Consider the following 26,731-nt stretch of genomic DNA (forward strand, 5'->3'; position numbering starts at 1 on the left):
CCACCACCCCATTACAAGAAGGACAGCGTCATGCCCGTGACTGCCATCGGCGCCTATGCGGCGCAATCCCTGGACCGCCAGGAAAACTTCAACGGCCTGCAACTGGTGTACCTCTGCTGGGAACGCCACTTGATGTTCTGCGCCCCTTTCACCTTGCCGCTGCCGCCGGACATGCCTTTCGCCGACTTCATCGAGCAGGTGGTCAAGCCGGCCATCGCTGCGCACCCGGATGCGGCGAAGGTGGACTTCGCCAAGGCCAGCTGGCGTCTCGATGACACGGAGTTCCAACCCGACCTGACGACTGGGCTGGCCGCCAATGGCATTGGCCACAAGAGCTTGCTGCGTCTTTTCACCCCTGGCCTGGATGGCCTCAACGGCAGCTTCAACTGAGGAGGTCGCCATGAGTTATCAGGTCACTATCGAACCCACCGGCGAGCAAATCGAAGTCGAGGAAGGCCAGACCATCCTCCAGGCCGCCCTGCGCCAGGGCGTCTGGCTGCCTTTCGCCTGTGGCCATGGCACCTGCGCCACCTGCAAGCTGCAGGTGCTGGAAGGCGAAGTGGATGTTGGCGCCGCGTCGCCCTTCGCCCTGATGGACATGGAACGCGACGAGGGCAAGGTGTTGGCCTGCTGCGCGATTCCGCAAAGTGACCTGGTGATCGAGGCTGACATCGACGTCGACCCGGATTTCGCCGGCCACGCCGTGCAGGATTACCGCGCGACGGTGATCGCGCTGGACGACCTCTCGCCCACCATCAAGGGCTTGCGCCTGAAGCTGGACCGTCCCATGGCGTTCCAGGCCGGGCAGTACATCAACCTGCAGATTCCGGGTATCGACGGCACCCGCGCCTTCTCGCTGGCCAACCCGCCGAGCCGTGCCGACGAGGTGGAACTGCACGTCCGCCTGGTGGAGGGTGGCCAGGCAACCGGCTTCATCCATGACGGCCTGAAGGTGGGCGATGCGCTCGAACTCTCCGGCCCCTATGGCCAGTTCTTCGTGCGCGGGTCCCAGGCCGGCGACCTGATCTTCATCGCCGGTGGCTCGGGGCTGTCCAGCCCGCAATCGATGATTCTCGATTTGCTGGAGCAGGGGGACACACGGCGCATGACGCTGTTCCAGGGCGCCCGTACCCGTGCCGAACTCTACAACCGTGAACTCTTCGAGCGCCTTGCCGAAGAGCACGAGAACTTCACTTACGTACCGTCCCTCAGTCAGGCGGCGGAAGACACTGATTGGACCGGCTTCCGCGGTTACGTGCATGACGCGGCGAAGAAGCATTTCGACGGCCGCTTCACCGGCAACAAGGCTTACCTCTGTGGGCCGCCGCCGATGATCGACGCAGCCATCACCGCGCTGATGCAGGGACGGTTGTTCGAGCGCGACATATTCATGGAGCGCTTCCTGACTGCCGCCGATGGCGCCGGCGAGAGCACCCGCTCAGCCCTGTTCAAGCGCATCTGACTCCGCTTTATCCGTCGCTCCGCGCCTTGTGCGCGGACGGCGGCTCACGCCCATAAAAACAAGAAGGTATTGCTGATGTGCGCCAAACTGCGTGTCCTTTCCTGCTGCATCCTTGCCACCTTCGGCCACGTCGCCCATGCCACCGAAGGTGGAGGCTCCACCTATCCTATGGGCGCCGAAAACTACATGTCCGGCGCCATGCCGCCACCGGGCTTTTACGGCCAGGTGTTCTCCACTCATTACGAAGCCGACACCCTGCGCGGTAACGATGGCCGCAGCCTGCCGGTGGATTTCCGCGTGCGCGCCAACGTCGTCGCGCCGCGCCTGATCTGGGTGAGCGAGCAGCAGCTGTTCGGCGGCAACCTGGCCTTCGCCGCGCTGGTGCCCTTCGTCGACCTCAAGGTGGATGTGAATGGCCAGTCCCAGCACAAGAAGGGCCTTGGCGACATCATCTTCGGCCCCGCCCTCGGCTTTCACCACAGCGACAAATTGCACAGCATCTTCGCCCTCGACTTCATCGCACCCACAGGTGAGTACGACCGCGGGGACCTGGCCAACATCGGACGTAACTACTGGACCGTCGAGCCGGTATGGGCGATTTCATATGTCGACCCCGCCGGGCTCAACGCCAGTGTGAAACTGATGTACGACTTCAATCGGGAAAACCCTGCCACCGACTACCGCTCCGGCCAGGAATTCCACTTCGACTATTCCGTTGGCTGGGGCATGGGCAATGGCTGGGTACTCGGCGTGGGCGGCTACTACTATCGCCAGACCACTGACGACCGCCAGGATGGCGAGCGCATCGATGACAACAAGGGCCGTGCCTTCTCAATCGGCCCATCGATCATGTACAGCAACAAGGATGGCTGGTTCCTCACCGCCAAGTGGGAACAGGAGATGCAGGTGCGCAACCGCGCGGAAGGCGATGCCTATTGGCTGAAGCTGACGGTGCCGTTCTAGCGCCTGTTCACGTGGGCAGGCCTGCGTCCTGCCGCCCCTACAGGTTGCACGTTCCGTGGCACGGACAGCCCCCTCTCCCTCCGGGAGAGGGTTGGGGTGAGGGCTGCGAAGCCCCCATTCGGTATTGGGCCACGTGTCATGGCAGGACTGCGTCCTGCTTCGCGAATGAATTCACCCCTACAGGGAGGGTCACGCCGGCGCGAGTCACCCCTCTCCTCTTCAGGGGTGAAGAGGCACGCTCTCGGAAGCATTGCTTCCGGTGCCGATGAACGCCGGAGCGCGAAGCGATCAGGCCGGGGCGCAGAGCGGGGTCCGGGGGAGAGGGAGGCGGAGCCCCGTTTGGCCCCAGCAATTACCCCCGCTGAAACACCAACGCCTTCAACCCCGCATCCGCATCGATATCCTCGAACTCCGGTGGATTCTGCAGCCGCTCCACAAACCGCAGTTCCGGCGCTTCCGCCGCCATCCCCTGGATGAGGAAATCCGGCCCGATGGCCGGATCATTCACGCAGGCCAGCACTACCCCGTTCTCGGTCAGCAGTTCTGGCAGGCGGCGCAGGATCTTCTGGTAGTCGCGGGTCAGGGCGAAGCTGCCTTTCTGGAAGGACGGCGGGTCGATGATCACCAGGTCGTAAGGCCCGGTTTTCTTCACCTTGCCCCAGGACTTGAACAGCTCATGACCGAGGAAGCTCACGCGACCGAGGTCATGTCCATTGAGCCGGTGATTATCCCGCCCGCGGCTGAGGGCCGAGCTGGCCATATCGAGATTGACCACATGCTCGGCACCACCCTCGATGGCCGCCACCGAGAAGCCGCAGGTGTAAGCGAAGAGGTTCAGCACCCGCTTGCCCCGAGCGTTGGCACGGACCCAGTCACGGCCGTAGCGCATGTCGAGGAACAGACCATTGTTCTGCTTCTTGCCCAGGTCCAGCTTGAAGCGCAGACCCGCTTCGCTGACCACGCACTCATCCACCGCCTCGCCCCACAGCAGCTCCACGGTGCTTTCCAGCAGGTAGCGATGCTGCATCAGCAGCGTTCGGGCGCCGCTGCGTTGCCAGGCTGGCGACCGGGTGAGACCGAGCAACATGGCCCGCAGCGCAGCGAGTTCGTCTTCGCCCACCTCGCGAAACAACGACACCAGCACGATCCCCTGTAGCCAGTCGACCGTGACATGCTCCAACCCCACCCAGCGCCGTCCACGGCCGTGGAAGACGCGGCGGATCTCGTCCGGCGGATTCTCCAGGGCGGCGGTCAGTTGCTGTTCGAGGGTGGCGATAGCGTCGAGGTTCATGGCGGGGCGGTTCTGGAATGAGCGGGGGCGGCATTCTAACCCGAGCATTCCGTCAGGTTTGCGTGGCCAGGCGGGCGGCACTTCGCCGGTATGTCGCGTTCGGCAGGGATGTGAGGCGGTGATGGACGTACCGGAAGCAAGCAAGGCCCCAGTCCGACGGCGGCGCATGAAGTGGGTCTGGATGCTGCTGACCGTCAAGGTCTACCTCGCCAGACTCCTGTTCATGATGGCGCTGCTGGGGTTGGGACTGGTCCTCATCAGCGGCGCAATGGAGGAGGGCGCAACGCTCGCCACGCGTGCGCTTTCGCTGGCCGGTGGGCCGTTGGTGTTCGGCCTCTGGGGCTACATCCTGAAGATGGCGCTGCCACCCTTGAAACTGTCGTTTCGACGTCGGGGTTGAGTTCCCTGAAGAAACTGCGTGAGGGAGTTGAACGGCCTTTTTCCCAGGCAATAAAAAAGCCGGCTTGTGGCCGGCTTTTCATGAGTGGTCGGGGCTTACTTTTGGTAAGCGCCAACCACTTTGAATTTTGTTTGCAGATCAGGTGCTTAGCTCTGCTAGGGGCGCGGACTGTACCAAATCTGTACCAATCCTGCCAATTCCAGGCGGCTGGTCGCCGCCGAGTGGCGCGCACTATACATCACCTGACACAGCATGCTGTAGGAGATGTTGAAGCCAAAGTCAGGCGTGATCGGCTGTGGACCTTTGCCTCCTTGCGGGGCTTGTGGGCAGCCCTGTGCATGTCTGGAATGGTCCATTTGCATGAAAGGCCGCCTTAAGCTCGTCACAGGCCTGGCTGGCATTTTGCCAGAGTCGAGGTATTGTCTCCGACATACTTAGGCGTCTCTATAGAGGAAGGCGTCCTGGACTGGTACATGCGCCATAAGGAGACAAGAGCGATGCAGACGCGCATAGGCACTTTGTATGAGAAGGTAAGCCCCCGTGGGATCTCCTCTTATAGCCTTGAGCTTTGGCACGATGGCCTCAATAAGCATCGAATGATCCGCGGTGAGTCTGTCGCTATTGTCAGAATGAAGGCATCGCTACAGGTCGACGAATGGGACCAGCGTTGGCAGGTGCTTGAGGAGCGTCGGCGGCAGAAAGCCGACAAGGACGCCAATCGGCTCCAGCAGGAAGAGAACAAGGCTGAGGCTGCTGAGAGAACCTTGGAGGCACAGCAGGAGCTGGAAGGGCTTGCCGGAATCCTCCGCGCGACGATTGATGTCGACGACACTCTGGATTGGGATAGCCTGAAAGACAGAACTCCTTTTCCTGAAGCAAAACCGATTCTGGGCAAGCAACCTCCTGAGCCAAAAATGGCAACGCTGCCCCCAGAGCCAAGTCATCTAGATCAAAAGTACAACCCAAAGCTAGGCATTCTTGAGTGGCTGATCCCTTCTCGTAAGGCTCGGTTGAAGGAAGCAGCAGCATACGTTCTTGCTGAAGACCATAAAAACTGGGCCCAGCAGGTGACAATTGCGCGCCATGCTTTTGCTGCTGCAATTCAAGTCCATGAACAAGCAGTTGCCGAGAATAAACGTATCCACGATCAGTTGGTCTCGGAATGGGCTGTACGTCGCAACAACTACCACGCCGCTAAGCAGGAAGAACACGCAGAAGTAGATGCCAAGAGGGCCTCCTACGAGGCAGGAGATCCTGAGGCCATCCTCGAGTATTGTGATCTGGTGCTGTCATCATCGAACTATCCAGCCTACTTCCCTCAGGAGTTCGATCTGGACTACGACGCGTCGGCTAAGACGTTGATTGTGGATTACAAGCTGCCTGCTCCCGACGACCTGCCTCGCCTGAAGAGCGTCAAGTACATTCACAGTCGAGGAGAGTTCGAGGAGCAGTACATATCAGATCTACAGGCGGCGAAGCTCTATGACGATGCGCTTTACCAGGTCACCTTGCGTACCGTTCATGAACTGTTCGAGGCAGACTACATAGAAACCCTAAGCTCTGTGGTTTTCAACGGCATTGTCACCGCCATTGATCGTGCGACAGGGAAAGAGGTTACTTCCTGCGTCCTTTCGCTTCGGGCTAATCGTGACGAGTTCATTGAAGTCAATCTTGAGCAGGTGGACCCGAAGGCCTGCTTCAAATCTCTCAAGGGCGTAGGTAGCTCAAAGTTGCATGGCCTTGCTGCTGTAGCTCCAATCATGCAACTGAGCCGCGAAGATAGGCGTTTCGTATCTAGCTATGAGGTGGCAAGTAACCTCGACGAGGGTGTGAACCTGGCAGCGATTGGCTGGGAGGACTTCGAGCATCTTATTCGCGAGCTCTTCGAGAAGGAGTTCTCCACTGGTGGTGGCGAGGTAAAGGTCACGCAGGCCAGTCGAGACGGTGGCGTTGATGCTATCGCTTTCGACCCTGATCCGATTAAAGGCGGCAAGATCGTGATACAGGCCAAACGCTATACCAACACAGTTGGAGTCGGCGCGGTCCGCGATCTCTACGGTACCGTTATGAACGAGGGGGCGAACAAAGGGATCTTGGTGACGACCTCGGACTTCGGCCCTGATTCTTATGCGTTCGCCACTGGCAAGCCGCTGGTATTGTTGAATGGAGGGAACTTGCTTCACATGCTGCAGAAACATGGCCATAAGGCTCGCATAGATTTGCGAGAAGCGAAGATGCTTGCCTCCAGCTAGTGAAGATGCGGACCTGCTGGCCGGCACAGGAGCCACGCCTGCTGGTCGAAAGGCAAGCCATTAGCCATGCTGGTGGCTTGCCTCGATGTCGTCCGTCATCAGAAGGCGCGTCAGATTGTGACGCCGTTTGAAGGCGTTTCCTGGGGTGGGTCCTTGAATTGGCTTAGCTTGTCCAGCTCGAGGAAGTCTGATTCGGAGTCAATCCAGCGGGCGTAAGTGTCCAGAAGGACCTGTACGCTATGGCCGAGTTGCCTTGCGACGAAGGCCGGAGTCATCCCCGCCATCAAGCAAATTGTCGCGTACGTGTGGCGCGCGGCGTACTGGCGTCGCCGCCGAATGCTCATAGCCTCTAGAGCACTATTCAGGTGTTCCTTTGGCGTGTTCTCCGAGCGGATGAACGCGCTCCTTCCATCTGCCGGCGGGAAGACGAAGGGCGATCCGCCCTCCACCTTCAGTCGCCGCGCCTCCTCCAGGGCGTTCATCGCCCGGTCGTTCAGCAACACATCCCGCGCGTACTTGGTCTTCACCCGCTCGTGGATCTCGCCGTCGACCATCACGCGGCTCACCCGCAGCCGCCTCCTCTCCAGATCCACCGACTCCCAGCGCAAGGCCAGCATTTCGCATGGGCGCATGCCCGTCCAGAAGGCCAGCTCGAAGTAGGCCGCGTAGATTCGCAGTTTTCCCTGAAGCGTGGCGTACAGGTGGTCAATCACCCGGTCGGCCTCGGCCTGGGTGTACGGATCTATCTCCTTCTTCTGCACCTTCACCTTGGGGATGGCGGCAGCCGGGTTGTGCCCGACCACCCCATCGGCCAGCGCCGCCTTGAAGATCCCGCTGAGGGTGTTCACCGCGAATCGCCGGTCTGTCGTCGACGGCCACTCTATGTCCTGAACGATCTTGCGCAGCATCAGCGAGCTGATGTCGGGCATCGGCACGGTGGCCAGCTTGGGCATCCAGTAGCTGTTCAGCGCTCGCCGGTAATTGTTGCGGGTGTTCTTCACCAGCTCGCGGCTATTCAGCCACAGCTGGGAGAACTCGCCGAAGGTGGGCACCAGCTGGTGCAGCACGTAGCTGGTGGTGGGGAACAGCTCCAGGTACTTCTCGTCCGTGAGCATCCCCATGCGCTCCAGCTGGACTACTTGATCACGTAGACCAGCTGCCGCTGCGATCCCCTTGGGCGTCTGGGGGTAGGGGAGGGTTTCGCAGCGGCGGACCTTCCGCCAGCTGAAGCGGATACGGATTCGCTCTCCAATGAATTCGACGCCGGAGGGGAGATCCAGAGGCCTTCTAGCCATGCGTTGTACCTGCTGATGCTGTAGATGATGCGGCCGTCCAGCTTCTGCCAGACGCCTTCGGGGATGATCTTGCGTTCGCGTTTGCGCTCCAGGGCTTTTCGCGTCGTGCCGACCAACTGGGCCAACTTGGCCTCTAGTACTTTGTCGACTGGGTGCTCAACCAGTTCTTCGGCGGTAGCGGTCATTTGCCATTCCCCCTCTGGACCCTGGAAAAAGGAAAGGGCAAGCTCCCGCCGTGATTAACGGCAAGGAGAATGCTGTGCTTCCCAATGACGTCACCATCACTCTGCGCCCCCGTACCCTGCTGGCAGGCCTGTTCCTGTCTCCTTTGGCGGGGGGGATTATTTGGTGGGTTTTGAGCTTGCCGTGGAACAGCGCTAATGCGCCGGCTTGGGTTCAGGCAGTCGGATCGGTTGGCGCGGTCTTGGTGGCAATGTTGGTGGCCTCCCGGCATAGCGCTCAGCAGATAAGGCTGGTGCGCGAACAAGAGGCCGAAATGCTCAAAAAGGTCGTTGCTATCGCAAAGCACACTGGAAACCTCACCATGGCTTCGCTCGACGTGCTCGAGAATAAGTACGGTGAGTTTGCTGGACTGGACATCGTTTCCAAGGCATTGGACAACAGCGACTACTTGCTGCGGCAAGTATCTTTCGACCGAATACCCCAATCTGAAGCGGCTCTTGGCTGGGTTGAGTTGAGACATGCAGCCAATGACGTCCGACGTGCAGTGGAGTTGGCTGAGCACGCCCCGGAGTCCTTTGAAGAGCAGGATTATCACGAGGCCGCCGAAGCGTGCCAACGCGCCGTCGATGCAGTGCGAAGAATCGAAAGCGCCGCGACCGGCCACCTTCCAGAACTTGTACTGCCTTGAGGCTTTGTACCCCTTAATAAGCTGCGCGTGCGGGCGAAAAGGGAAGCGGAGCGTTGCCCCCATTTCTGCGCCCCTGCGCACGCCTGTCGTGGGGTGTCCGACCTCTGCGCGGGCGCTGGATAGCGTAGGGATGATGCCTGCCGCTGCGCGGCAGAGGCTGTTTATCTCGCCACCCCCGGGCATCTGCTGGCGGCCGGTGGCCACGGCGCAGTACTGGGGCATTGGAGCGAGGCCGCCGCCGCGCTTTCGCGCGGCCGGGGCTTGGGTGTGGTGGGTGGCGAGAGCTAAAGCACTGGCTGGGAGTGCAGCAGCAAAGTCAGCACGAACAGCCAAGCCAATACCCGTTGAATCCACTGCCACTTCTTGTTTGTCATGAGCGTCTCCGTTGTTGATGACGCTCTCCACCATATTGATCAGATCAGCCAAAAAGTCGGCAATTGAGTCCCTCAACTGGGGCAGATAGATGCTTGACATCATGCTGCAGCCCTCGCGCGGTGGGTGGTGGCCAGCAGATCCAGCAGCCGGTAGTGGAAGTGGGTGGTTGCCTCGGTTGGGCTCCAGGGCGTGATCCGGGCGGCCATGGGCTGGGTGCCGGCGAGGCATTCCCAGGCGTCGGGGTGCGCCGGCATGAGGTCGCGGCGCTCGGTGGCCAGGGCGATCAGGTCCGCGTCTTGGACGCAGGGGGCCAGCTCGGGCTCGATGTGGAAGTGGGCGCAGATGGCGTGCCACACCCTCAGCTCGATCTGTCGGTACTCCGGCAGCATCTTCTTGAGCGGGCTGGCCATGTCGCCCACGTAGGCCTCGGCGGCGTCGTGGAGGAGGGCCTGCAGCTGGTGTTCAGCCGGCACCAGGTCCGCGACGATGATGGAGTGCTGGGCCACGCTGTAGAAGGCACCGGTATGGCCGTTGAAGCGGCAGAGCTGGCCGAGGCTGTAGGCGATGTCGGCGGCGTCGACCATCTTGGCCGAGGGCGACTGCAGGTCGAAGCGCTTGCCGCTGCGGGTGAGTATCCAGGTCATGCTGCGGCCTCCTGCAGGAGGGTGGCGTGGTTCTGTTCGATCTCTTCGGCCTGTTGCTTGGCCATCTGCAGCACATCGCGGAGGTGCTCGTGCCCGTTCGGGGAGGCGGCGAAGAGGAAGCGGATCTCGCCGGTCTCGTGGTCGGCCCAGAAGGTGGCCTCGCGGTCCAGCCACTCGATCAGCTCGGTGTCCGGGTGGACGGCGCCACCGTCGATGGCGGCCTGCACCTTAGCGGCGAGAGCCGACAGAGCGTCACGGTGGAGGGCGGCGTGGTTGGTCTTGGTGCTGCCGGAGCGGGCGAACTGCTGGGCGGCGAGTCCGAGCTGGCGGACGGCCTTGATCAGAGTCTGCTGGTCGTCCCAGGTCAGGGCATAGGCGCGGGCTGCGTTCAGCTCCTCGCGCAGAGCGCGCTCGACGGCCTGATGGTCGGAGGTCTCCTGCTCGATGTTGAGCCGCAGGGCACGGATCTCCCTGCTGCGGCAGTCCAGCTGGGCCTCGACGTTGATCAGGTCCTTGCGAAGGTTTCGGCAGAAGGGCTTCCAGTAGTCGGTAGCGGTGGTGCGGCCTTGCTCGAAGCCGGCGCCTTGGCCTGTCTTCAGGCCGACGCAGTAGGCGATACCGGCCAGCGCGAGCGCGATGACCAGGGCGGCGAACAGGACATAAATCAGCTGTTGGTTGGTCAGTTCCATGGTGTGCTCCTTGGTGTGGTGTTCCGCTGGTGGTGGCAGCGGTGGGTGGATCAGTCTTCCTGGGCTTCCGTTTCCGGTGCTTCCGAGGTGTTGAGCAGGCGCGTCAGGTGCTCGTCTGCGAGCGTTGCGCGGTGCTCGATGTATGCTGCGAGGCGGTGGATCTCGACGTAGGCCGGGGCCTTGTTGCTGTCGTGGAGCTGGGTCACTGGCATGGGAATGCCATGCCGGCCGAGGACACGCCCGAAGCGGTCCTGGTTGAGGTTGCGAAACAGCTTGGTGCGCACGTCCTCGGCGGGGATCAGCACGGTTCCGAACATGCGGAACAGCAGCTCCACCGTGGTTTGGCGCGGTTGGCTGGGCAGGTGGAGGCGTTGCTGGGCTTCTTGCTGTTGGCTCATGCGCGGCGCTCCCTCGGCAGCATGCGGAGCGGGTTGGAGCTACGCAGGCGACGAGGGGGCCGCTGTTCGAGGGCCTTGCCGTGCTGCTCCATGTCGCGGCGGAGGGATGCCAGTACACGCTCGGCTGAGCCGCCGAAGGCCACCCAGCGGGGGCCCTCGTCGCCGAGGGTGCGTGCTTCGATGCTTGCGTACAGCTCCATCCCTTCCAGGTCGGGGCCGAGGCGCAAGGCCGTGCGGTGGGTGAAGCCGTCACCCAGCTCGCCGGCCAGATGGCCGACGGCTGCGGCGAGCTTCATGTGCTCCAGCTGGAGCGGTGAGGCGCCAGGCAGCTTGGCGTCTGCGGCCGTGGCTGCGAGGGCCAGGTGGCTCAGGATGCGCTCCGGGGTTCTCTTGGCCTCGGGTAGCTGCAGCACCTGGAGCAGGGTTTCATCAATCAGTTTGCTGTCCATGGGGTTCTTTCCTACTTGGATGGTTCCAGGCGATCTCCACTTGCTTCTTCACCAGCTCGCGCCACTCCGGTGGCACCTTGTCGAACGCCGCACGGCGTTCGGCCAGGGTGGGCAGGCTCACGATGTGAGCCGTGTAGTGGCGCGGCCAGGGGCCGGAATCACGCGGCATCGCGCGGGTCCGGCTTGAGTGCCGGCATCGGTCGTTCAATGCCGAGTTGCTGGGCTAGCCAGGGGATTCCGGCATCGGTTACGCGAGTGGTGCGCGGGTACTGATGGCCGTGTTTCGGGTCGAACCACTTACCTTCCCGCGTGACGAGGAATTCCTTGTCGCGGTCGGGGTGTGCCGGGTGGTTGTGCTCGTTCAGCAAGCCCTTCTCTCGCATCAGCTGCATCAGCTTGCGATGGCCCAGGCCGAAGCGTTCGGCGGTGTACTTGAGGGAGTTCGACATGGCATAGACCTCACGCGGCAAGTGCGGCGCGATGGCCGGCGAGGAAGCGGCCTACGTCGGCCTTCAGCACTTCGAAGGCGGCGCGGCGGTCGCGTGGAAGGGCGATCTGCACCTGAACATCGTCGGCTTCCAGCACGGCCACTTGGCTGCCGTTCCAGGTCCGTTGCATGAGGATGCAGGTGTCGAGATCTTCGGTCGGCAGGTAGTGCGTGCCGCGACCGAGGCGCAGGGCGTGGCGCAGGGTCAGCTCCATGTCGTCGGCCAAATCGTCCTCGCCGACTTCCAGCCCTACCGCTCCGAAGCTGCCACCGTTGGCGCTGGCTTCGATGAATCGGGCGAGCCGGATGGCGTTGGTACGATTGCCTTTGTCGAGCGTGACGCTGTTGACGTAGGGGCCGCCGCGCACGGTGGCGTGTACGGCGCGCTCGCACTGCTCGATCTCCACGGAGACCTGTGCTGTGGCCCGCAGCTCGTTGCGAAGGGTGTGGTTGAAGGCGCCGTTCAGGTTGATCTGCGCCTTCAGTCGGATGAAGGCTGCGGTATCGAGACGGAGGAAGGTGCTCATGCCGCGTCACCTCCCCAGGGGTTGTGGGAGGTGACCGGCTTGGTGCTGGCCTTGGGCTTGATGCGGAAGAAGCGGGCGCCGGCTACTTGAGCGGCGCGGCGCAGTTCAAAGATGCGCTCGGTGCCGCAGGACGGCAGAGCGTGGATGGTGGCGCATTGCATGGTTTACCTCGGCTCTGTGGTGGAGAGACGAGGCAATTAAACGGTGCGTTTATCGTTAGGTCAATACGCTTTGTTTATTTTTGTTTATCGAATGAGTGATGGGGACTTTCGAGTGCGAAGGGTTGACCACCAGAATACCCATCCCAGGATCTTGATCTGCAGCTGTTCCATCTGTTCAGGGCTGTACTCCTCGTCAGGATGCTCCAGGGCGTTGAAACTCCTGAGCCTGATACCGCCGCCAGGTGTGCGGTAGAGGAATTTAACCCTTAGCATTCCGTCGTGTTCGAGAGCGTATATCTCGCCGTCGACCACTCGCGTGCCGCTCCGATCGACACCTATCGTCGCGCCGTCTGTGATGAGCGGCTCCATGCTATTCCCGCCTACCGTGGCGCAGAAGGCATTAGATGGAGAGACGCCAGCTGCTCGAAGCGTGGCGTAAGAGAATCGAAGCTTGCGGCCGTGGATTTCCCGAACCGCAGTCCTGCCTGCACCGGCAGCAATCTCGACTTCCTTGTACAACGGCACCTCTACTTCATCGTCATCCAGAGGGGTTGTTTCGTCCCATGGCTCCATGGGTTCCAGCAGCTCGCTCACGGGCTGTGAGCCTGGGCTGGAGGTGGCAGATGTGGTTTGGGTACCTAATCCATCCGCGAGCCAACGGGCATTCACGCCAAGGGTGTCTGCGATTGCAAAAACCCGGCCCTTGGGAATGCCGCGATTGAACCAGTTGTTTACGTGCTGCGGTTCGACGCCTATAGATGCCGCGAAATCGCTGTAGGCGATCCCTTGCTCGTCTAGTAGGCCGCGCAGCCTTTGTCCTGAAGTATTCATAAACACGAAGTTTACCGGGCTAGACAATCCGTTTAAATAAACGTAACGTGTACTTCCGTGACCAAAATGAACGGTGTGTTTATGAACGACTCAGCTCTATCTCGGGCGATCAAAGCAGCCGGCGGCGGGAGAGCATTGGCCGCTGAGCTGGGAGTCAGCCCAATGGCCGTCTCGCAATGGAAAAGACGAGGCATTCCCGTTGAACGTGTCCATGCGGTCGTGCGTGCCTGTAAGGGGAGGGTTGCTGCGCATGAGCTGCGCCCGGACCTCCCTGACATCTTTCCGGCTCCTGAGCACCCGGCTGCAGCTTAAGCATTCACCCCGTCACCACCGGGGTGGGGTGCGGGGCAGATCGGCATGGAGCACACCAAGTACAGCCAGCCGATCTACCCCGCTTCCCGAACCAGGGCACGGAGGCCCTGGGTTGCCAGCCTCTCCACCACAGAGCAGCTGGCTTTTTCGGCGGGGCGTTCGCGGAGCGAGCGCCTCGCCTACTGGGGAGCGGATGGCCTTTCCACCACAGAGCCGCCATCCGCACATGACCACCTGTAAGTGACCATGCCGCAACTGTAGCAATCAGGCGCGGCGCGGTCACTGGCAGACTTAGGGAGCAACTGCCATGAGCCGAGCCCGGTTTGGATATGCCGAGCGTGCCAGACGTACCATTTTGACCCTTCCGCAGGCCCTGCATCACGCGGCCCGTGACTATCCCGGTGGCGCCACCGCCATCGCGGCCATTGATGGGGATATCAGCCCCTCCACCTTCAATCACAAGCTGAGCCTCACCAACACCACTCACACGCCGAACATTCGCGACCTGGAGCTGATCCTCGACGCCACGCGAGATCCGCGCATCGTCGAATCGATCCTGCGCCCCATTGGCTGGGTGGGTATCGACGTTTCGGACCTGCGCGAGACGGACACCCCCAAGGCGTTGCTGGCCGGCATCAGCGAGATGCTGAGCCGCGAAGGTGACCTGACCCAGCATCTCAGCAAGAGCCTGGATGATGACGACCTCAACGACGACGAGCTGGCCGAGTTCGAGGCACTGACCGAGCGGCTGGTGCAGGCCGTGTTCAAGCTCGGCGCCGCTGTGCGCAAGAAGCATGCGGAGGATTGCGCCCATGGCTGATGACGTGGATATGGCCAACGACGCCATGCTGCTGCAGCTGGAGCAGCAGATCGCGGCGCGCCAGCCTGCCCAAGGCGGGGCAGTCGCAGAGGATTGCGAGGACTGCGGGGAGGTGATCCCCGAGGGGCGCCGTCTGGCCATGGCCGGGCGGGGCTGCACTCGCTGCATCGAGTGTCAGGGCCGGCATGACCGGAAAAGGGCGGTGATCTATGGCTGATGATCTCCTCGACAACGTGCTGGAGCAGCTGCAGGACTATGGGCTGGAGCCCAAGCTGCCGCTGCTGATCGACAAGCGCACACGCTGCAAGGCGCATGGCGACAAGAGCGACGACGAGACCGGCTGGTACGTGATCTATGAGCATCGCGGCACCGATGGCCGGCTGTTCTACTGCGGCGCCTATGGCGACTGGCGCCAGGGTGGCAAGGGCGACTGGCAGAAGATCAAACAGAAGGGGCGCAGGATCTCGGAGGAGGACCGTGCCGTCATGAAGGCCAAGGCCGAGCGGGCGCGCCAGTCCGCCGCCGAGGCCGAGGCCAAGCGTGCCAAGCTGGCGGCCCGCCGCGCTGCCGGCATGTTCAACGCGATGCCGGAGAAGGGGCGCAGTGACTACCTGGTAGCCAAGCAGGTCGGTGGCTTCGGGGTGCGCTATTCGCCGAATTCGGGCGCCATGTTGGTGCCGATGCGCAACGTGAAGGGCCACATCATGGGGTTGCAGATCATCGGCGGTGCCAAGCTGGCCGGCGGTCGCAACAAGACCTATTGGCCCAAGGGTATGGCGAAGGAGGGGGCCTTTCACCTGATCGGCCCGCGCCCCGATCCGGGCGAGCCGTTGCTGATCTGTGAGGGGTACGCGACCGGCGCCAGCCTGCACATGGCGACCTCGTTGACTGTGGCGATTGCCTTCGATGCGGGCAACCTGTTCCCGGTGGCCGAAGCGCTGCGTGCGGAATTCCCTGGTCGGCAGTTCGTGCTGTGCGCGGATGATGACTGGAAGACCACGCGGCCGGATGGCTCGGCCTGGAACCCTGGAGTGGAGAAGGCGCAGAACGCCGCCGAAGTGGTTGGTGGGCAGGTGGCGGTGCCGGTTTTCGACATTGACCGGGAGGCGAAGTGGACGGACTTCAACGACCTGCACTGCTCCGAGGGTCTGGAGGCTGTGCGCCGCCAGGTGTTGGCGGTGGTTCAGCCGGCGACCGACGAGACCTGGCTGAACCAGCTGCACCGCTCGAAGGAGGGGCTGATCTCCCATGCCGTCAACGTGGCGCTGATCCTGGGAAACGACAAGCGCTGGCAGGGCGTGATCGCGGAGGACACCTTCAGCTCGAAGACGGTGATCCGGCGCACCACGCCCTATGGCAGCCGTCGTGGCGAGTGGTCGGACCTGGACGATATCCAGACGGCGATCTGGCTGGCGGAGCAGTACAACATGCGCACCAAGTCCCTTACGGTGCTGGAGGGTGTTTCGGTAGTGGCGCGAAACAATCAGTTCCACCCGGTGCGGGATTATCTGAACGGGCTGAAATGGGACGGCAAGCACCGCCTCTCCAGTTGGACCGTGCAGTACTTGGGCGCGAGGGCGCTCGCCGATGATGAGCGCTATCCCGGCATCGCCGGCCTGCGCTGGATGGTCGCTGCTGTGGCTCGGGTGATGCAGCCCGGCGTTAAGGCGGACTGTGTGCTGATCTTCGAGGGCCTGCAGGGCAAGGGGAAATCCACCGCCCTGAAGATCTTGGGCGGCGAGTGGTTCATGGACTCGCCTTTCCAGCTCGGTGACAAGGAGGCTTTCCAACAGATCCGGGGGAAGTGGATCATCGAACTGGGGGAGCTGGATGCCTTCAACAAGGCAGAGAGCACCAAGGCCAAGCAGTTCTTCTCGGCCTCGGTGGATACCTTCCGGGCCAGCTATGCCCGTCGTACTGTGGACGTGCCACGCCAGTGTGTTTTCGCGGGCACGACCAACCAGGACGAGTACCTGAAGGATGCTACCGGTAACCGCCGCTACTGGCCTGTCTTCTGCGAGGCAGTGGATGTGGCGGGCCTGACGGCCGCTCGCGATCAGCTGTGGGCGGAGGCGGTGCATCTGTACAACCAGGGAGAGCCTTGGTGGGCGCAGCCTGATGAAGCGGCGATGTTTGAAGCCGAGCAGGATTGCCGGTTCGCGACGGACGCATGGGAGCCGGTGATCGTCCGCTACCTGGAGACCAACTTGGACAAGCAGGTGACGGGCGATGTGTTGCTGTCGAAGGCACTCAACCTCGATGCGGGACACTGGGGCAAGCCTGAGCAGACGCGGCTGGGCCAGGTGATGCACCGTATTGGATGGAAGCGTCGACGCGATACGCGCCCCAGCAAGCATGGGCTGCGTCTGTACTCCTACCATCGGCCGGAGTCGTGGGGCGGCGGGGCGCAGCAACAGCCCCTGCCGGTGCGGGAGCCGGCCCTATGATCGACTACATCGACGAGGCGCTGAAGCTCTGGGCTGCAGAGCTGCATGGTCCTGAGCCGGTGATCTGGGGTAGCGGAGGCGGCAATGTCATTGCTACCCTGATGGCCACCAAAGGGGAGCTGATCCGCAGTACGCGGGGCTCCAGGGTGCTGCTGGACGAGGCGGCCGAGATCGAGCTGATCGTCAACAAGCATCTGCCATTCAAGGAAAAGCAGGTCGTGGTCGAGCATTACACCAACTACGACAGTCGCGAGGCCCAGAAGTGGGAGGCGTGCGGCTGTGGCCGAACGCGGTACTACGAGCGATTGCACCAGGCCCATGAATCCATTGAGGCCCAACTGATGAAGAGGCGCGCCGCATGAGCGCGCCTTTTCGTTTCCGTCCCACGTTCCCCACCTCTGTTATCAGGTGGGACGGCCAGAGTCCGCGCCGCGCTTGGGCTTGTCCCACGCCCCACCTCCGCTCGCGCCGTGCGTATGTACGTGACGTGGGCATGGGGGCGTGTGGCGCGTAGCGTGTGTTCGCGCGCGCTTGCTCGCGTGAATACATTTAATACTTTAGTGGGGAGTGGGACAAAGGTAGGGATATCAGGGGTTTGCGGCGTCCCACCTCGCATGCGAGGTGGGGCGCGGTGGGACGGCGCCAGAGGCGCCAGTAGCCAGAGTGGAACTTATTGCGGGCACATTCGGGGTACATTGCGGGCACATTGCCGGTGCATTGCGCCTATGGCAGTCCTGCCCCATTGCTGCCACCGGAATCAGGGGGTTAAATACCGCTAGCTTCGCAAGAGGTGCGACAGCAACGAACACAACGAAACCCGGCCACCGCGCCGGGTTTTTTGTTGCCCGTTCTCCCTGGTGCTGCGGGGTCCCCGCCCTGGTCAGCAGCACCCGCCGCCGCGAGGCGGCACCTATCACGCTGGTCGACTGATAGCCGACCCTTCGCCCGCAAGGCAGCGGGCTTTTTCTTCGAGGTGATGCGATGAGCGAACAGAGCCAGGTTGTGGCTGAGGTGCCGCTGTGGACAGTGGTACTGGCCCTGGTGCTGGCCGGACTCAGCGGTGAGATGTGGCGGGCCGACAAGGCCGGCCTCACCGGCTGGGATCTGCTGAAGCGCATCGTGCTGCGGGCTGGGGCTTCGGCGTTCTTCGGCCTCGCCACTTTCGGCCTGGTCTGGCTGCTGCTCGAAGCGCACATCGTTGTCGCGGTGTGTGTCGGCTGCGTCGTCGCCACCATGGGCGCCGATGTGTCCTCCACCCTGTACGAGCGGTGGGTGGCCAAGCGGATGGACGTGTGCGATGTCCCGCCACCAGGTGGAGCCGATGAGCGTTAAGCCTCTTAGTTCGGCGGCAAAGGGTTACGGCTACCGCTGGAAGCTGGCCCGCGCCGATCACCTGCGCCGCCACCCGCTCTGTGTGTTCTGCCTGGCTCGCGGCCTGTCGGTCGCGGCCACTCTGGTCGACCACATCAAGGCGCACAAGCTGGGCGACGCCAAGCTGAGCGGTGACCAGGAACAGATCGCCAGGGCGTGGAAGCTGTTCTGGGATCGGGCCAACTGGCAGTCGCTGTGCAAGCCCTGCCACGACTCGACCAAGCAGCGGATGGAGAAGTCGGGCCGGGTCGGCTGCTCCGACGACGGACGGCCGCTCGACCCGCGCCACCACTGGAACCGCCCGACTTCGGCCGGGGAGGGGGGGTGAAAAACCTCCAGTCTCCCGAGTGTCGAACGACGGGGGGATCTCGGTTTGCAACGCCGGGAAAAATGGGAGGGGTGGGGGTATCAACTGGCCCCTCTGACCAAGGAGGTTTTATGGCTGGAAACCACAATTCTGGCCGGCCGGCTCTGCCGGCAACGGTTCACATGCTGCGCGGCGACCCCAGCAAGAAGGGTATGACTGCGCTCCAAGCGGAGTCGCAGGCTCCGGCTATCCCGGTACAGGCTCCGCCAAAACCCGACTTCCTGACGCCCGAGGCGGCCATGGAGTGGGACCGCGTAGTCGAAGCGCTGCTGGCCCTCGGCTGGATCAGCAGCCTCGACATGATGGCGTTGGCCACGTACTGCGAGGCTGTGGCCGACTGGCTGCGCTTCCGCCGCAAGATCGCTGAGCTGAACGCGGCAATGGACAGCGGCGGTGACGTGCAGACCTTCCAGAGCGGCGCCAAGCAGCTCAGCGTTTGGCGGCAGCTGGCCAACGATGCCGAGCAGCGCGCGAACAAGGCCGGCGCGCTGTTCGGATTCTCCCCGGTGGCCCGCCGAGCCATGAAGGCGCTGGCGCCTCAAGGCGAGCTTTTCCCCCATGAAGCAAGAGACGCAGCAGACAAGTACTTCAGCTGAGTGCCGCGTTGCCGGCTTCGCGCACGCGGTGCTGGCTGGAGAGATCGTCGCAGGGCCGGACGTGCGCAATGCTGCGCGGCGCCACCTGAGCGACCTGGACGAGGGGCCGCTGCGCGGCCTGGTGTGGAATCAGGAGGCCGCCGACCGGGCCATCGGATTCTTCGAGGATGTGTTGTGCCTCAACGGAGGCGACTACGAAGGCTTGCCCTTCTTGCTCGCGCCCTGGCAGGCCTTCGTCGTCGGTAGCCTATTCGGCTGGTACAAGGACACCGGCCACCGCCGCTTCCGCATCGCCTACGTCGAGACGGGGAAGGGCTCGGGCAAGTCGCCTTTGGCGGCTGGCATTGGCCTGTATGGGCTGGTGTCGGATGGTGAGCAGCGCGCGGAAATCTACGCGGCGGCGACCAAGAAGGACCAGGCGCAGATCCTGTTCCGCGACGCGGTGAGCATGGTCAACATGTCGCCCAAGTTGGCCTCCCGCTTGGTGCAGTCCGGCCAGCATGAGAAGGTCTGGAACCTCTTCTATTCGAACACCAACAGCTTCTTCCGCTCCATCGGTTCGGATGAGAACAGTCAGTCAGGGCCTCGCCCTCACATCAGCCTGCTGGACGAGGTGCATGAGCACCGGACGGCGGCGATGGTGAACATGATGCGCGCCGGGACCAAGAACCGTCGCCGCGCCATGGTCGTGATGATCACCAACTCCGGCTCGGACAAGAACAGCGTCGCCGGCCAGTACCACGAGCAGGGTAAGCGCGTGTGCGCCGGCATTGAGCAGAGCGATACGTTGTTTGCCTTCATCTGCTCGCTGGATGAGGGCGACGACCCGTTCAAGGACGAGACCTGCTGGCCGAAGGTGAACCCTTCCCTGGACTACATCCCGGAGGGGCAGGCGGATGGAATCCCTGGCCGTGTGTACCTGCGCGAGCAGGTGGAGGAGGCGAAGGGGCTGCCTGCCAAGGAGGCGGTGGTCCGCCGGCTGAACTTCTGCCAGTGGACCCAGGCGGATTCGCCCTGGATCAGCTGGGACGTGTGGAGCCAGGCCGAGGAGCGGGTGCCCATGCGGGTGCTGCGCAATCGGCCCTGCGTTGCGGCGCTGGACCTGTCCAGTACCACTGACCTGACGGCGTTCGTGCTGCTGTTCTACCCGGCTGAGGCTGACCCGCACTGGCGCCTGCTGCCGTACTTCTGGATACCGGACCACCAGCTGGAGGAGCGGGAGAAACGCGACAAGGTGCCGTACAGCGTCTGGATCAAGGACAAGCACCTGGAGACTACGCCGGGCCGAGCGATCAGCAAGCTGCATGTGCTGCGTCGGCTGCAAACGATCTGCGCCTACTTCGATGTCCTGACGATTGCTTATGACCGTTGGCGCATTGAGGACCTGAAGGCGCTGATGATCGATAACGACATTGTGTTGCCCGAGCTGGTGTCGTTCGGCCAGGGCTTCAAGGACATGGGGCCGGCCGTCGACGAGTTCGAGCGCCGCTTGCTGGGCCTACCGCCCAAGGGTGCGGGGGAGGGGGACGTGATCGCCCTAGACCCCGATGACTTCGAGCTGCTGCCGCCCGATGAGGTGGAGGTGGAGACGCTCCGGCACGACGGCAACCCGGTCCTGACCTGGAACGCCGGCAACGCGGTCACCGTGTCCGACCCGGCGGGCAACCGCAAGGTCGACAAGGCCAAGGCCATCGGCCGCATCGACGGCATCGTGGCCTCCATTATGGCCACCGGGATCAGCGGCACTGCCGCGCCTGGTTCCGGCAAATCTGTTTATGACGAAGGGGTAGGCATATGAAATTGGTCATCCTGTCCTGGCTGGCTGGTCTGTTGGGCTTCGGCCTGCTGGTGGCTGGCGTGGCCATGGTCAATGTGCCGGCCGCATTGATCGTGGCTGGCGCTGGGCTGCTGGCCTGGGCTCGCCTCGCCGACCGGGCCGCCGCGGCCACCATGAATGCCAAAGGAGGCTGAGCATGTTCTTTTCCAGTGTGCTCAGTTCGGGCCAGGGCAACCTGGTCGATGCCACCTCCGGCTTCTGGCGTGGACTGATCGGCTCCGGCCGGAACAGTACCGGCGTCCGGGTGACGCCCGAGACGGCGCTCGGTGTGCCGATGCTGCAGAACTGCGTGACGCTGCTAGCCGAGAGCGTGGCCCAGCTGCCGCTGGAGCTATACCGGCGGCAGGACCAGGGGCAGCGGGAGGCGGCGGTCAATCACCCGCTGTACGACGTGCTGCGCTACCAGCCGAACGGATTCCAGACGCCTTTCGAGTTGCGCGAGTGCGAGCAGCTGGCGGCCGGCCTGCGCGGCAACAGCTACAGCTTCATCGACCGCCGAGGTGACGGTAACGTCGCGGCGATCTGGCCCCTGCAGAACGACAAGGTGCAGGTGCTAAAGGGCGCCGACATGCTGCCGTACTACCGCGTGAATGGGGGCGAACCGCTGCCTATGCGCATGGTTCACCATGTGCGCTGGGCCAGCACCAACCATTACGTGGGGATGTCGCCCATCGAGCTGCACGCCGAATCGGTCGGCATGGCCCAGGCGATCCGCCAGTACACCGGCAAGTCGTTTGCAAACGGCGTGGCCGTGTCGGGCGTGATTGAGCGCCCCCGCGAGGCTCCGGCGATCAAGGACCAGGGGACGATTGATCGCATCCTTGATCAATGGGGGGCGAAGTTCGGCGGCATGGACAATGCCAAGAAGGTGGCCTTCCTGCAGGAGGGCATGGCCTTCAAGCCGGTGTCGATGAACCACGTCGACGCCGAGATCGTCAACCTACTCAAGCTGACGGGCAACGACATTGCGCGGATCTACAAGATCCCGCTGCCGATGCTCAACGACCTGGAAAAGGCCAACTACAACACCATCGAGCAGCTGCTGATCCAGTTCGTGGTGTTCGGCCTGCTGCCGTGGGTCAAGCGCCATGAGCAGTCGATGATGCGCGACTTCCTGCTGCCGCAGGACCGCCGCGAGTACTTCATCGAGTTCAACCTGTCCGGCCTGCTCCGTGGTGACCAGAAGAGCCGCTATGAGGCCTACGCCATTGGCCGCCAGTGGGGCTGGCTGTCGGTCAACGACATCCGCCGGCTGGAGAACATGCCACCCGTGCCGGGCGGTAACGTGTACCTGCAGCCGCTGAACATGGTGGACGCCGGTAAGGGCATGCCCGACCTGAACAACCCCAACGTGCGGGCGCAGCTGGAGCTGCAGCAGCGCGAAATCGAGAGGATCTTGGCGCAATGAAACATTACCTGCGAGCTGCCAGCCTGCTGTTCAACCAGCCGCTGCTGGTGACGCCCGACATGCTTGACCTGGGTGTGCGCTGGGCCAACCAGGCAATGAACCTCAACATCATCAACATCGGCCCGACGGTTAGTGACAAGCTCTGGCACGACGACGATGACTACGGCGCCCGCCTGGAGCGCATCGAGGAACAGCGCCGCGCGGCCATCGCCAAGACCGGCGTCGAGGTGATCTCGGTCCATGGCGTTCTGGTCAGCCGGGGCAGCCACCTCAACGCCTGCGAGACCATGACCAGCTACGAGGATCTGCGGGCCCAGCTGAAGCAAGCGGTGGCTGATCCGATGGTCGAGCATGTTGTGCTGGACATCGACAGTCCTGGTGGGGCGGCAGTGGGCGCCTTCGAGCTGGCGGCCGACATCCGCGCTTTGGCCCGGCTCAAGCCCATCAGCGGCCTGGTCAACTTCATGGCTTACTCCGGCGGCTACCTGATCGGCAGCGCCTGCAGCGAGCTGGTGGTTAGCCAGACCAGCGGCGTCGGGTCCATTGGCGTGATCGCCAGCCATATGGACCGCTCCAAGATGGAGGAGAACATGGGGGTCAAGGTGACCACCGTGTATGCCGGTGACCACAAGAACGACCTAAGCCCGCACGAGCCGCTCACCGAGCAGTCGCTGAAGGTGCTCCAGGACCTGGTGCAGGAGAGCTATCAGCTCTTCGTCGGCGCGGTGGCGGAGTATCGCGGGTTGTCTCCCGAGAAGGTGATCGCCACCCAGGCTGGCCTCTATCGCGGGCAAGCGGGCATCGCCGCCGGTCTGGCTGACCGCCTGCAGAGCCCGCAGGACGCAGTAGACGAAGTCTCACGCGCGGTGGCGATGAGCAGAGCCAGCCGACAGAACAATCGCATCGGCCTCCGCGCCGCTGCCGCCAATATCCAATCCCAACTCTGACCGCGTTCGCGGCAGTAACCGAGCCCGCCTAGTGCGGGCTTTTTCATGCCCAGGAGGCACTATGTCCCTTGTACTTCAAATGCGTAGCGAACGCGCCAAGCTGAACACCCAGCTGCAGGCACTGGCCCAGCTGGAGGCCGGCGGCGCTGCCCTGTCCGCCGAGCAGCTGGCCGAGTTTGCGGATCTGGAGGCGAAGATCACTGACCTCAGCGCCAAGATCAGCCGTGCCGAGGCGGCCGAGCGTATGGCTGCCGCGTCGGCCGTGCCAGTCTCCGAGAGCGCTGCTGGCAACAACTCGCCGCCGGCCAACATCTCTGGTCCCTTCAATGAGCCGACCAAGCCAGGCTTGGCTATGGCTCAGATGGTGCGCCTTCTGGCCCAGGCCAAGGGCAACCAGCAACAGGCTGCCGAGCTGGCCAAGTCCGGTGGCTATGGCGCCGACGTCCACATGGCGCTGTCCACCGTCACTCCGGGCGCCGGCGGTGTGCTGGTGCCGACCAACTTCAGCGGGAGCATGATCGAATCGCTGCGGCCGAAGTCGGTGGTGCGCCGCATGGGCGCGATCAGCCTGCCGCTGAACAACGGCAATCTGACCCTGCCACGTGTGATCGGCAATACCTCGGTGACCTACATCGGAACCGAGACGGACATCCCGCTGAGCGACATGCAGTTTGGTGATCTGAAGCTGGCGGCCAAGAAGGCGGCGGCCATCGTGCCGATCTCCAATGATCTGCTGGCCTATGCCGGGGTGAACCCCCGTGTGGACGCCCAGGTCAGTGCTGACCTGTCCACCAGCATGGCGCTGTCCGAGGATCTGCACTTCATCCGCGGTTCGGGTGTGGCGCCGTTGCCCAAGGGCCTGCGCTACTGGGCTCCGGCCGGGCACATCATCCCGCAGCCGGCGGGCGTCACCTTGGCCGACATCGACACCTTCCTGGGCGGCCTGATGTTGCGCCTGGAAGTGGCCAACGTTGACCTGTCGTCCTGCGGCTGGCTGATGCACCCGCGCACTGTGCGCTGGCTGCAGTCGCTGCGTGATGGCAATGGCAACAAGGCCTACCCGGAAATCGACGCGGGTCAGCTCAAGGGCTACCCGTTCGCCCTCACCACGCAGATCCCGACCAACCTCGGCGCTGGCGGCGACGAGTCGGAGATCTACTTCGTCAACTTCTCCGATTGCTACATCGGAGAGGACGAGAACCTGGAAATCGCCATCAGTACCGAGGCGGCCTACAAGGACGGCGGCGGCAACATGGTCAGCGCCTTCCAGCGCGACCAGACCCTGATCCGCGTGATCAGCAAGCACGACTTCGGCCCGCGTCACGCCGAGTCGATTGCCGTGGGCACCGCCGTTACCTGGGGCGACGGAATGTAATCGAGCGCCCCGCCTCCGGGCGGGGCATTCCCTGAACCCCTGAGCACAGGTGAAGCAATGAGCAATCGCAAGATCGTGAAGTTCGTCAAGCCGTGGAACGGCTATGGCCCAGGCGAGATTGCCGGATTCCTGCCCGAAAAGGCGGACCAGCTGATCAAGGGCGAGGTAGCTGTGGCGCACGACAAGGTCAAGGCCGCGAAGCCTGCCGCGAAGAAGGCGACGCCCAAGGCTCCCGGCAAGTCTCCGGCTCCGGCTGCCGGTAATGAGGATGGCGACGATAACGACGAACCCAATGCCAATGACGATGGCGATGGCGACGATAACGACGAACCCAATGCCAATGACGATGGTGGTGGTAACGACGACGGCGATCCCGGCGCCGGAAGCGGCGATGACGACGACGAGAAGCCCTGATCATGGCCCGGCGAATCGCTTACCAGGGTGATCCGGTGATCACCCTCGACGACGTGGCCCTGCAATGTCGGGTCGAGCCTGAGGATCTGCAGCGCGAGCTGATCGAGCAGGTGATCATCCCCGGCGTTACGGCCCAGGCCGAGCAGCGCACCGGGGCGGCGATTCGCCAGGCCGAGTACGAAGAGGAGTGGCCCGAGTCCTACGGCTCGGGCCATGCCCTCGATGTCGGCCAGGCCAGCGAGGTGCTGTCGGTCAAGCGGGTGCTGGGCGACGGTACGACCGAAGATCTGACAGATCCTCGGCGCCTGGAGCGTGGTCAGCGGGAGAGCTTCCTGCACTTCCCCAATGGGCGCCCGGCAGGCGTCCTGCGGATTCGCTACAAGGCGGGGTATGACCCTGCCGCCTATCCGGGCGTGAAGCTCTGGCTGCTGATGAGCGCCGCCACGGCTCACGAATACCGGGAAACCCTGATCACCGGGACCATTCTGGCCGAATTGCCGTCGCGCTTCACCGACTCGCTGCTGGCCGAAATCGAAGTGCCTCCGAGGTTCTGACATGCGAGCAGGTGAACTGAGCAAGCGCGCCACTGTACTGGCACTGTCGCCGGACCAGGTGCCGGTGACCGTTGGGCAGCGCTGGGTGGGTATCCGCACCAAAGAGGCTGCCGATGTACGTGCGGCTGATGGCTTGCGGGTGGCGGCTTTGGTTGAGGTTCGCGCTCGTTTCAGCGACTGCCTGGTGCCTGGCCGTTACCTGATCCACGGTGGCAGGCTACTGCACGTCACCAGCGCCCGTGACTTCCGGGGTGATCGGGCTGAACTGGTTATGTCGTGCGAGGAGTTGGTGGGCGAGCCCGGCGAGTATCGACCGCAAGGTGGCCGCCCGGTGCCGGCGCGAATCTTCCTGCGGCACATCTCGCCCTTCGTGGACGAAAACGACCGCCTCACCGACTACCGCCTGCAGGCCGAGGTTGCCCTGGTCGAGACCGGCCGAGTGCAACTCGACGACCAGTTGGTGATCGGCGAGGCCGTCTACAACGTGATCGGCTACGTCGACGGCAGCGACGATGGCGTGGTGCGCAGTCTCTGGCTGGAGGCGCAATGAGAGTCGAGATCGGTCTGCAGGGTGTGAAGCTTGCCAAGGCGCGGCTGGATGCTGTGGGCAAGTCGGTCGACCCGATCCTGCGCGGTACGTTGAACACCACCGTGCGCTGGGCGCGACGCGGGATCTACGCCAAGGAATTGCGGGCCGTGTTCCCACAGCGCGCGTGGTTGAACAAGAAGCTGAAGATCAAGCTGGCCGGCACGCGCCGGCTGAATGCCCGGATCATCCCCTCCGGCTCGGGTGTCGAGGTGAGAAGCCGCAAGGGCTGGGGGTTCGATCCGTTGTCCAAGACACGGGCGCGGATCTATGTGCCCGATGTAGGGGGTGGCCGAAAGCTCGCCGCCGGCTTCGTAAACCCAGGCAGCAAGAAGAAGGAGCCGCTGCGCACGCGCTCCGAGCGAGCCCGCAACCTGAAGAAGCCGCCCAAGCACGACCAGCGCAAGAGCTATCGCTATGGCTTCCAGCGACCGCAGCCGGCGCTTGGGCCGTCGGTGGCGTACTACTTCAAGCGCCTGACCACCGTGAAGCGCGTGCGGATGATCAACGCCTACGCGCAGCAGGATTTCGAGAAGCGAGTGCGCCAGGCCGAGCAGAAGGCCATCGCGAAGCGCTGACCCTGCACCGTTCAACCCGGCCCG

At 63.2% G+C, this 26,731-nt stretch carries 35 protein-coding genes; 23 read left to right on the plus strand and 12 right to left on the minus strand.

Features of this window, described 5'->3' with window-relative positions:
• Positions 1–30 precede the first annotated feature (30 nt).
• From SA496_RS01055 to SA496_RS01065, 3 genes are all read left to right on the plus strand, one after another.
• Entirely contained in the window at positions 31–390 is a 360-nt protein-coding gene (locus SA496_RS01055) for a phenol hydroxylase subunit P4 (protein ID WP_120653211.1), read from the plus strand.
• A 10-nt stretch (positions 391–400) separates the two neighbouring features.
• Positions 401–1,462 carry an NADH:ubiquinone reductase (Na(+)-transporting) subunit F gene (locus SA496_RS01060; protein ID WP_120653210.1) on the plus strand — a complete coding sequence of 354 codons (1,062 nt, stop codon included), beginning with the start codon at positions 401–403 and terminating at the stop codon, positions 1,460–1,462.
• Positions 1,463–1,537: 75 nt separating this feature from the next.
• Positions 1,538–2,425, plus strand: a complete 888-nt coding sequence (locus SA496_RS01065) for a SphA family protein (protein WP_330114890.1) — start codon at positions 1,538–1,540, stop codon at positions 2,423–2,425.
• A 352-nt stretch (positions 2,426–2,777) separates the two neighbouring features.
• Here SA496_RS01065 and SA496_RS01070 read toward each other — a convergent pair whose 3' ends face one another.
• Complete coding sequence (locus tag SA496_RS01070; protein ID WP_120653208.1) at positions 2,778–3,716, minus strand: class I SAM-dependent methyltransferase; 939 nt, start codon at positions 3,714–3,716, stop codon at positions 2,778–2,780.
• A 181-nt stretch (positions 3,717–3,897) separates the two neighbouring features.
• Here SA496_RS01070 and SA496_RS01075 point away from each other — a divergent pair, with 181 nt between their 5' ends.
• Both SA496_RS01075 and SA496_RS01080 read left to right on the plus strand, forming a co-directional pair.
• Positions 3,898–4,116 carry a hypothetical protein gene (locus SA496_RS01075; RefSeq protein WP_153919656.1) on the plus strand — a complete coding sequence of 73 codons (219 nt, stop codon included), beginning with the start codon at positions 3,898–3,900 and terminating at the stop codon, positions 4,114–4,116.
• Between the two features lie 497 nt (positions 4,117–4,613).
• The gene (locus tag SA496_RS01080) at positions 4,614–6,368 is read left to right on the plus strand and encodes a restriction endonuclease (RefSeq protein ID WP_330114891.1); all 1,755 of its coding nucleotides are present in this window, start codon (positions 4,614–4,616) and stop codon (positions 6,366–6,368) included.
• A gap of 110 nt (positions 6,369–6,478) precedes the next feature.
• Here SA496_RS01080 and SA496_RS01085 read toward each other — a convergent pair whose 3' ends face one another.
• Both SA496_RS01085 and SA496_RS01090 read right to left on the minus strand, forming a co-directional pair.
• Positions 6,479–7,621 carry a tyrosine-type recombinase/integrase gene (locus SA496_RS01085; protein ID WP_330115609.1) on the minus strand — a complete coding sequence of 381 codons (1,143 nt, stop codon included), beginning with the start codon at positions 7,619–7,621 and terminating at the stop codon, positions 6,479–6,481.
• A complete protein-coding gene (locus tag SA496_RS01090) occupies positions 7,504–7,848 on the minus strand; it encodes a hypothetical protein (protein WP_330114892.1) in 345 nt (114 codons plus the stop codon). Before SA496_RS01090 ends, SA496_RS01085 begins: the two co-directional genes overlap by 118 nt.
• A gap of 50 nt (positions 7,849–7,898) precedes the next feature.
• On the opposite strand from SA496_RS01090, the gene SA496_RS01095 reads away from it, so the two are divergent.
• Complete coding sequence (locus SA496_RS01095; protein WP_330114893.1) at positions 7,899–8,534, plus strand: hypothetical protein; 636 nt, start codon at positions 7,899–7,901, stop codon at positions 8,532–8,534.
• A 473-nt stretch (positions 8,535–9,007) separates the two neighbouring features.
• Here SA496_RS01095 and SA496_RS01100 read toward each other — a convergent pair whose 3' ends face one another.
• The 9 genes from SA496_RS01100 to SA496_RS01140 form a co-directional block, all read right to left on the minus strand.
• Positions 9,008–9,553 carry a phosphohydrolase gene (locus SA496_RS01100; RefSeq protein WP_330114894.1) on the minus strand — a complete coding sequence of 182 codons (546 nt, stop codon included), beginning with the start codon at positions 9,551–9,553 and terminating at the stop codon, positions 9,008–9,010.
• Positions 9,550–10,242 (minus strand): hypothetical protein, encoded by a 693-nt coding sequence (locus SA496_RS01105; protein ID WP_330114895.1) that lies wholly within the window; start codon positions 10,240–10,242, stop codon positions 9,550–9,552. Before SA496_RS01105 ends, SA496_RS01100 begins: the two co-directional genes overlap by 4 nt.
• A 50-nt stretch (positions 10,243–10,292) precedes the next feature.
• A complete protein-coding gene (locus SA496_RS01110) occupies positions 10,293–10,640 on the minus strand; it encodes a pyocin activator PrtN family protein (RefSeq protein ID WP_330114896.1) in 348 nt (115 codons plus the stop codon).
• Positions 10,637–11,089, minus strand: coding sequence for a hypothetical protein (locus SA496_RS01115; RefSeq protein ID WP_330114897.1), 453 nt, complete (start codon positions 11,087–11,089; stop codon positions 10,637–10,639). Before SA496_RS01115 ends, SA496_RS01110 begins: the two co-directional genes overlap by 4 nt.
• Positions 11,070–11,258 carry a hypothetical protein gene (locus SA496_RS01120; protein WP_330114898.1) on the minus strand — a complete coding sequence of 63 codons (189 nt, stop codon included), beginning with the start codon at positions 11,256–11,258 and terminating at the stop codon, positions 11,070–11,072. The genes SA496_RS01115 and SA496_RS01120 overlap by 20 nt, the downstream gene beginning before the upstream one ends.
• The gene (locus SA496_RS01125) at positions 11,248–11,538 is read right to left on the minus strand and encodes a phage antirepressor KilAC domain-containing protein (RefSeq protein ID WP_330114899.1); all 291 of its coding nucleotides are present in this window, start codon (positions 11,536–11,538) and stop codon (positions 11,248–11,250) included. The genes SA496_RS01120 and SA496_RS01125 overlap by 11 nt, the downstream gene beginning before the upstream one ends.
• Positions 11,539–11,548: 10 nt before the next feature.
• Positions 11,549–12,103, minus strand: a complete 555-nt coding sequence (locus SA496_RS01130; protein ID WP_330114900.1) for a hypothetical protein — start codon at positions 12,101–12,103, stop codon at positions 11,549–11,551.
• Complete coding sequence (locus tag SA496_RS01135; protein WP_330114901.1) at positions 12,100–12,264, minus strand: hypothetical protein; 165 nt, start codon at positions 12,262–12,264, stop codon at positions 12,100–12,102. The genes SA496_RS01130 and SA496_RS01135 overlap by 4 nt, the downstream gene beginning before the upstream one ends.
• A gap of 84 nt (positions 12,265–12,348) precedes the next feature.
• Positions 12,349–12,858, minus strand: a complete 510-nt coding sequence (locus SA496_RS01140; RefSeq protein ID WP_330114902.1) for a S24 family peptidase — start codon at positions 12,856–12,858, stop codon at positions 12,349–12,351.
• A gap of 318 nt (positions 12,859–13,176) precedes the next feature.
• Between SA496_RS01140 and SA496_RS01145 the strand changes: the two genes are divergently transcribed.
• The 17 genes from SA496_RS01145 (at position 13,177) to SA496_RS01225 (ending at position 26,707) form a co-directional block, all read left to right on the plus strand.
• Positions 13,177–13,407, plus strand: coding sequence for a transcriptional regulator (locus SA496_RS01145; protein WP_330115610.1), 231 nt, complete (start codon positions 13,177–13,179; stop codon positions 13,405–13,407).
• Positions 13,408–13,714: 307 nt separating this feature from the next.
• Complete coding sequence (locus tag SA496_RS01150; RefSeq protein ID WP_330114903.1) at positions 13,715–14,227, plus strand: phage regulatory CII family protein; 513 nt, start codon at positions 13,715–13,717, stop codon at positions 14,225–14,227.
• Positions 14,220–14,444, plus strand: coding sequence for a TraR/DksA C4-type zinc finger protein (locus SA496_RS01155; protein WP_330114904.1), 225 nt, complete (start codon positions 14,220–14,222; stop codon positions 14,442–14,444). The genes SA496_RS01150 and SA496_RS01155 overlap by 8 nt, the downstream gene beginning before the upstream one ends.
• On the plus strand, positions 14,437–16,674 hold the full coding sequence (locus tag SA496_RS01160; protein ID WP_330114905.1) for a VapE domain-containing protein: 2,238 nt from the start codon (positions 14,437–14,439) through the stop codon (positions 16,672–16,674). Before SA496_RS01155 ends, SA496_RS01160 begins: the two co-directional genes overlap by 8 nt.
• Positions 16,671–17,036, plus strand: coding sequence for a PA0613 family protein (locus SA496_RS01165; RefSeq protein ID WP_330114906.1), 366 nt, complete (start codon positions 16,671–16,673; stop codon positions 17,034–17,036). Before SA496_RS01160 ends, SA496_RS01165 begins: the two co-directional genes overlap by 4 nt.
• Positions 17,037–17,655: 619 nt before the next feature.
• Complete coding sequence (locus SA496_RS01170; RefSeq protein ID WP_330114907.1) at positions 17,656–18,006, plus strand: phage holin family protein; 351 nt, start codon at positions 17,656–17,658, stop codon at positions 18,004–18,006.
• Entirely contained in the window at positions 17,996–18,373 is a 378-nt protein-coding gene (locus SA496_RS01175; RefSeq protein ID WP_330114908.1) for an HNH endonuclease, read from the plus strand. The genes SA496_RS01170 and SA496_RS01175 overlap by 11 nt, the downstream gene beginning before the upstream one ends.
• Positions 18,374–18,564: 191 nt before the next feature.
• Positions 18,565–19,008, plus strand: coding sequence for a P27 family phage terminase small subunit (locus SA496_RS01180; RefSeq protein WP_330114909.1), 444 nt, complete (start codon positions 18,565–18,567; stop codon positions 19,006–19,008).
• Positions 18,971–20,806 (plus strand): terminase large subunit, encoded by a 1,836-nt coding sequence (locus SA496_RS01185; RefSeq protein WP_330114910.1) that lies wholly within the window; start codon positions 18,971–18,973, stop codon positions 20,804–20,806. Before SA496_RS01180 ends, SA496_RS01185 begins: the two co-directional genes overlap by 38 nt.
• Positions 20,803–20,979, plus strand: coding sequence for a hypothetical protein (locus SA496_RS01190; protein WP_330114911.1), 177 nt, complete (start codon positions 20,803–20,805; stop codon positions 20,977–20,979). Before SA496_RS01185 ends, SA496_RS01190 begins: the two co-directional genes overlap by 4 nt.
• Before the next feature lie 2 nt (positions 20,980–20,981).
• Positions 20,982–22,253, plus strand: coding sequence for a phage portal protein (locus SA496_RS01195; RefSeq protein WP_330114912.1), 1,272 nt, complete (start codon positions 20,982–20,984; stop codon positions 22,251–22,253).
• Complete coding sequence (locus SA496_RS01200) at positions 22,250–23,200, plus strand: S49 family peptidase (RefSeq protein WP_330114913.1); 951 nt, start codon at positions 22,250–22,252, stop codon at positions 23,198–23,200. The genes SA496_RS01195 and SA496_RS01200 overlap by 4 nt, the downstream gene beginning before the upstream one ends.
• A 61-nt stretch (positions 23,201–23,261) precedes the next feature.
• Entirely contained in the window at positions 23,262–24,575 is a 1,314-nt protein-coding gene (locus SA496_RS01205) for a phage major capsid protein (protein WP_330114914.1), read from the plus strand.
• Positions 24,576–24,632: 57 nt separating this feature from the next.
• Entirely contained in the window at positions 24,633–24,989 is a 357-nt protein-coding gene (locus tag SA496_RS01210) for a hypothetical protein (RefSeq protein WP_330114915.1), read from the plus strand.
• Positions 24,990–24,991: 2 nt separating this feature from the next.
• Positions 24,992–25,543 (plus strand): hypothetical protein, encoded by a 552-nt coding sequence (locus SA496_RS01215; RefSeq protein WP_330114916.1) that lies wholly within the window; start codon positions 24,992–24,994, stop codon positions 25,541–25,543.
• 1 nt (position 25,544) lies between these two features.
• Positions 25,545–26,093, plus strand: coding sequence for a hypothetical protein (locus SA496_RS01220; RefSeq protein WP_330114917.1), 549 nt, complete (start codon positions 25,545–25,547; stop codon positions 26,091–26,093).
• Positions 26,090–26,707 (plus strand): hypothetical protein, encoded by a 618-nt coding sequence (locus SA496_RS01225; RefSeq protein ID WP_330114918.1) that lies wholly within the window; start codon positions 26,090–26,092, stop codon positions 26,705–26,707. The genes SA496_RS01220 and SA496_RS01225 overlap by 4 nt, the downstream gene beginning before the upstream one ends.
• Positions 26,708–26,731: the final 24 nt, after the last annotated feature.

Source organism: Pseudomonas sp. JS3066 (assembly GCF_036328175.1).
Lineage (GTDB): Bacteria > Pseudomonadota > Gammaproteobacteria > Pseudomonadales > Pseudomonadaceae > Metapseudomonas.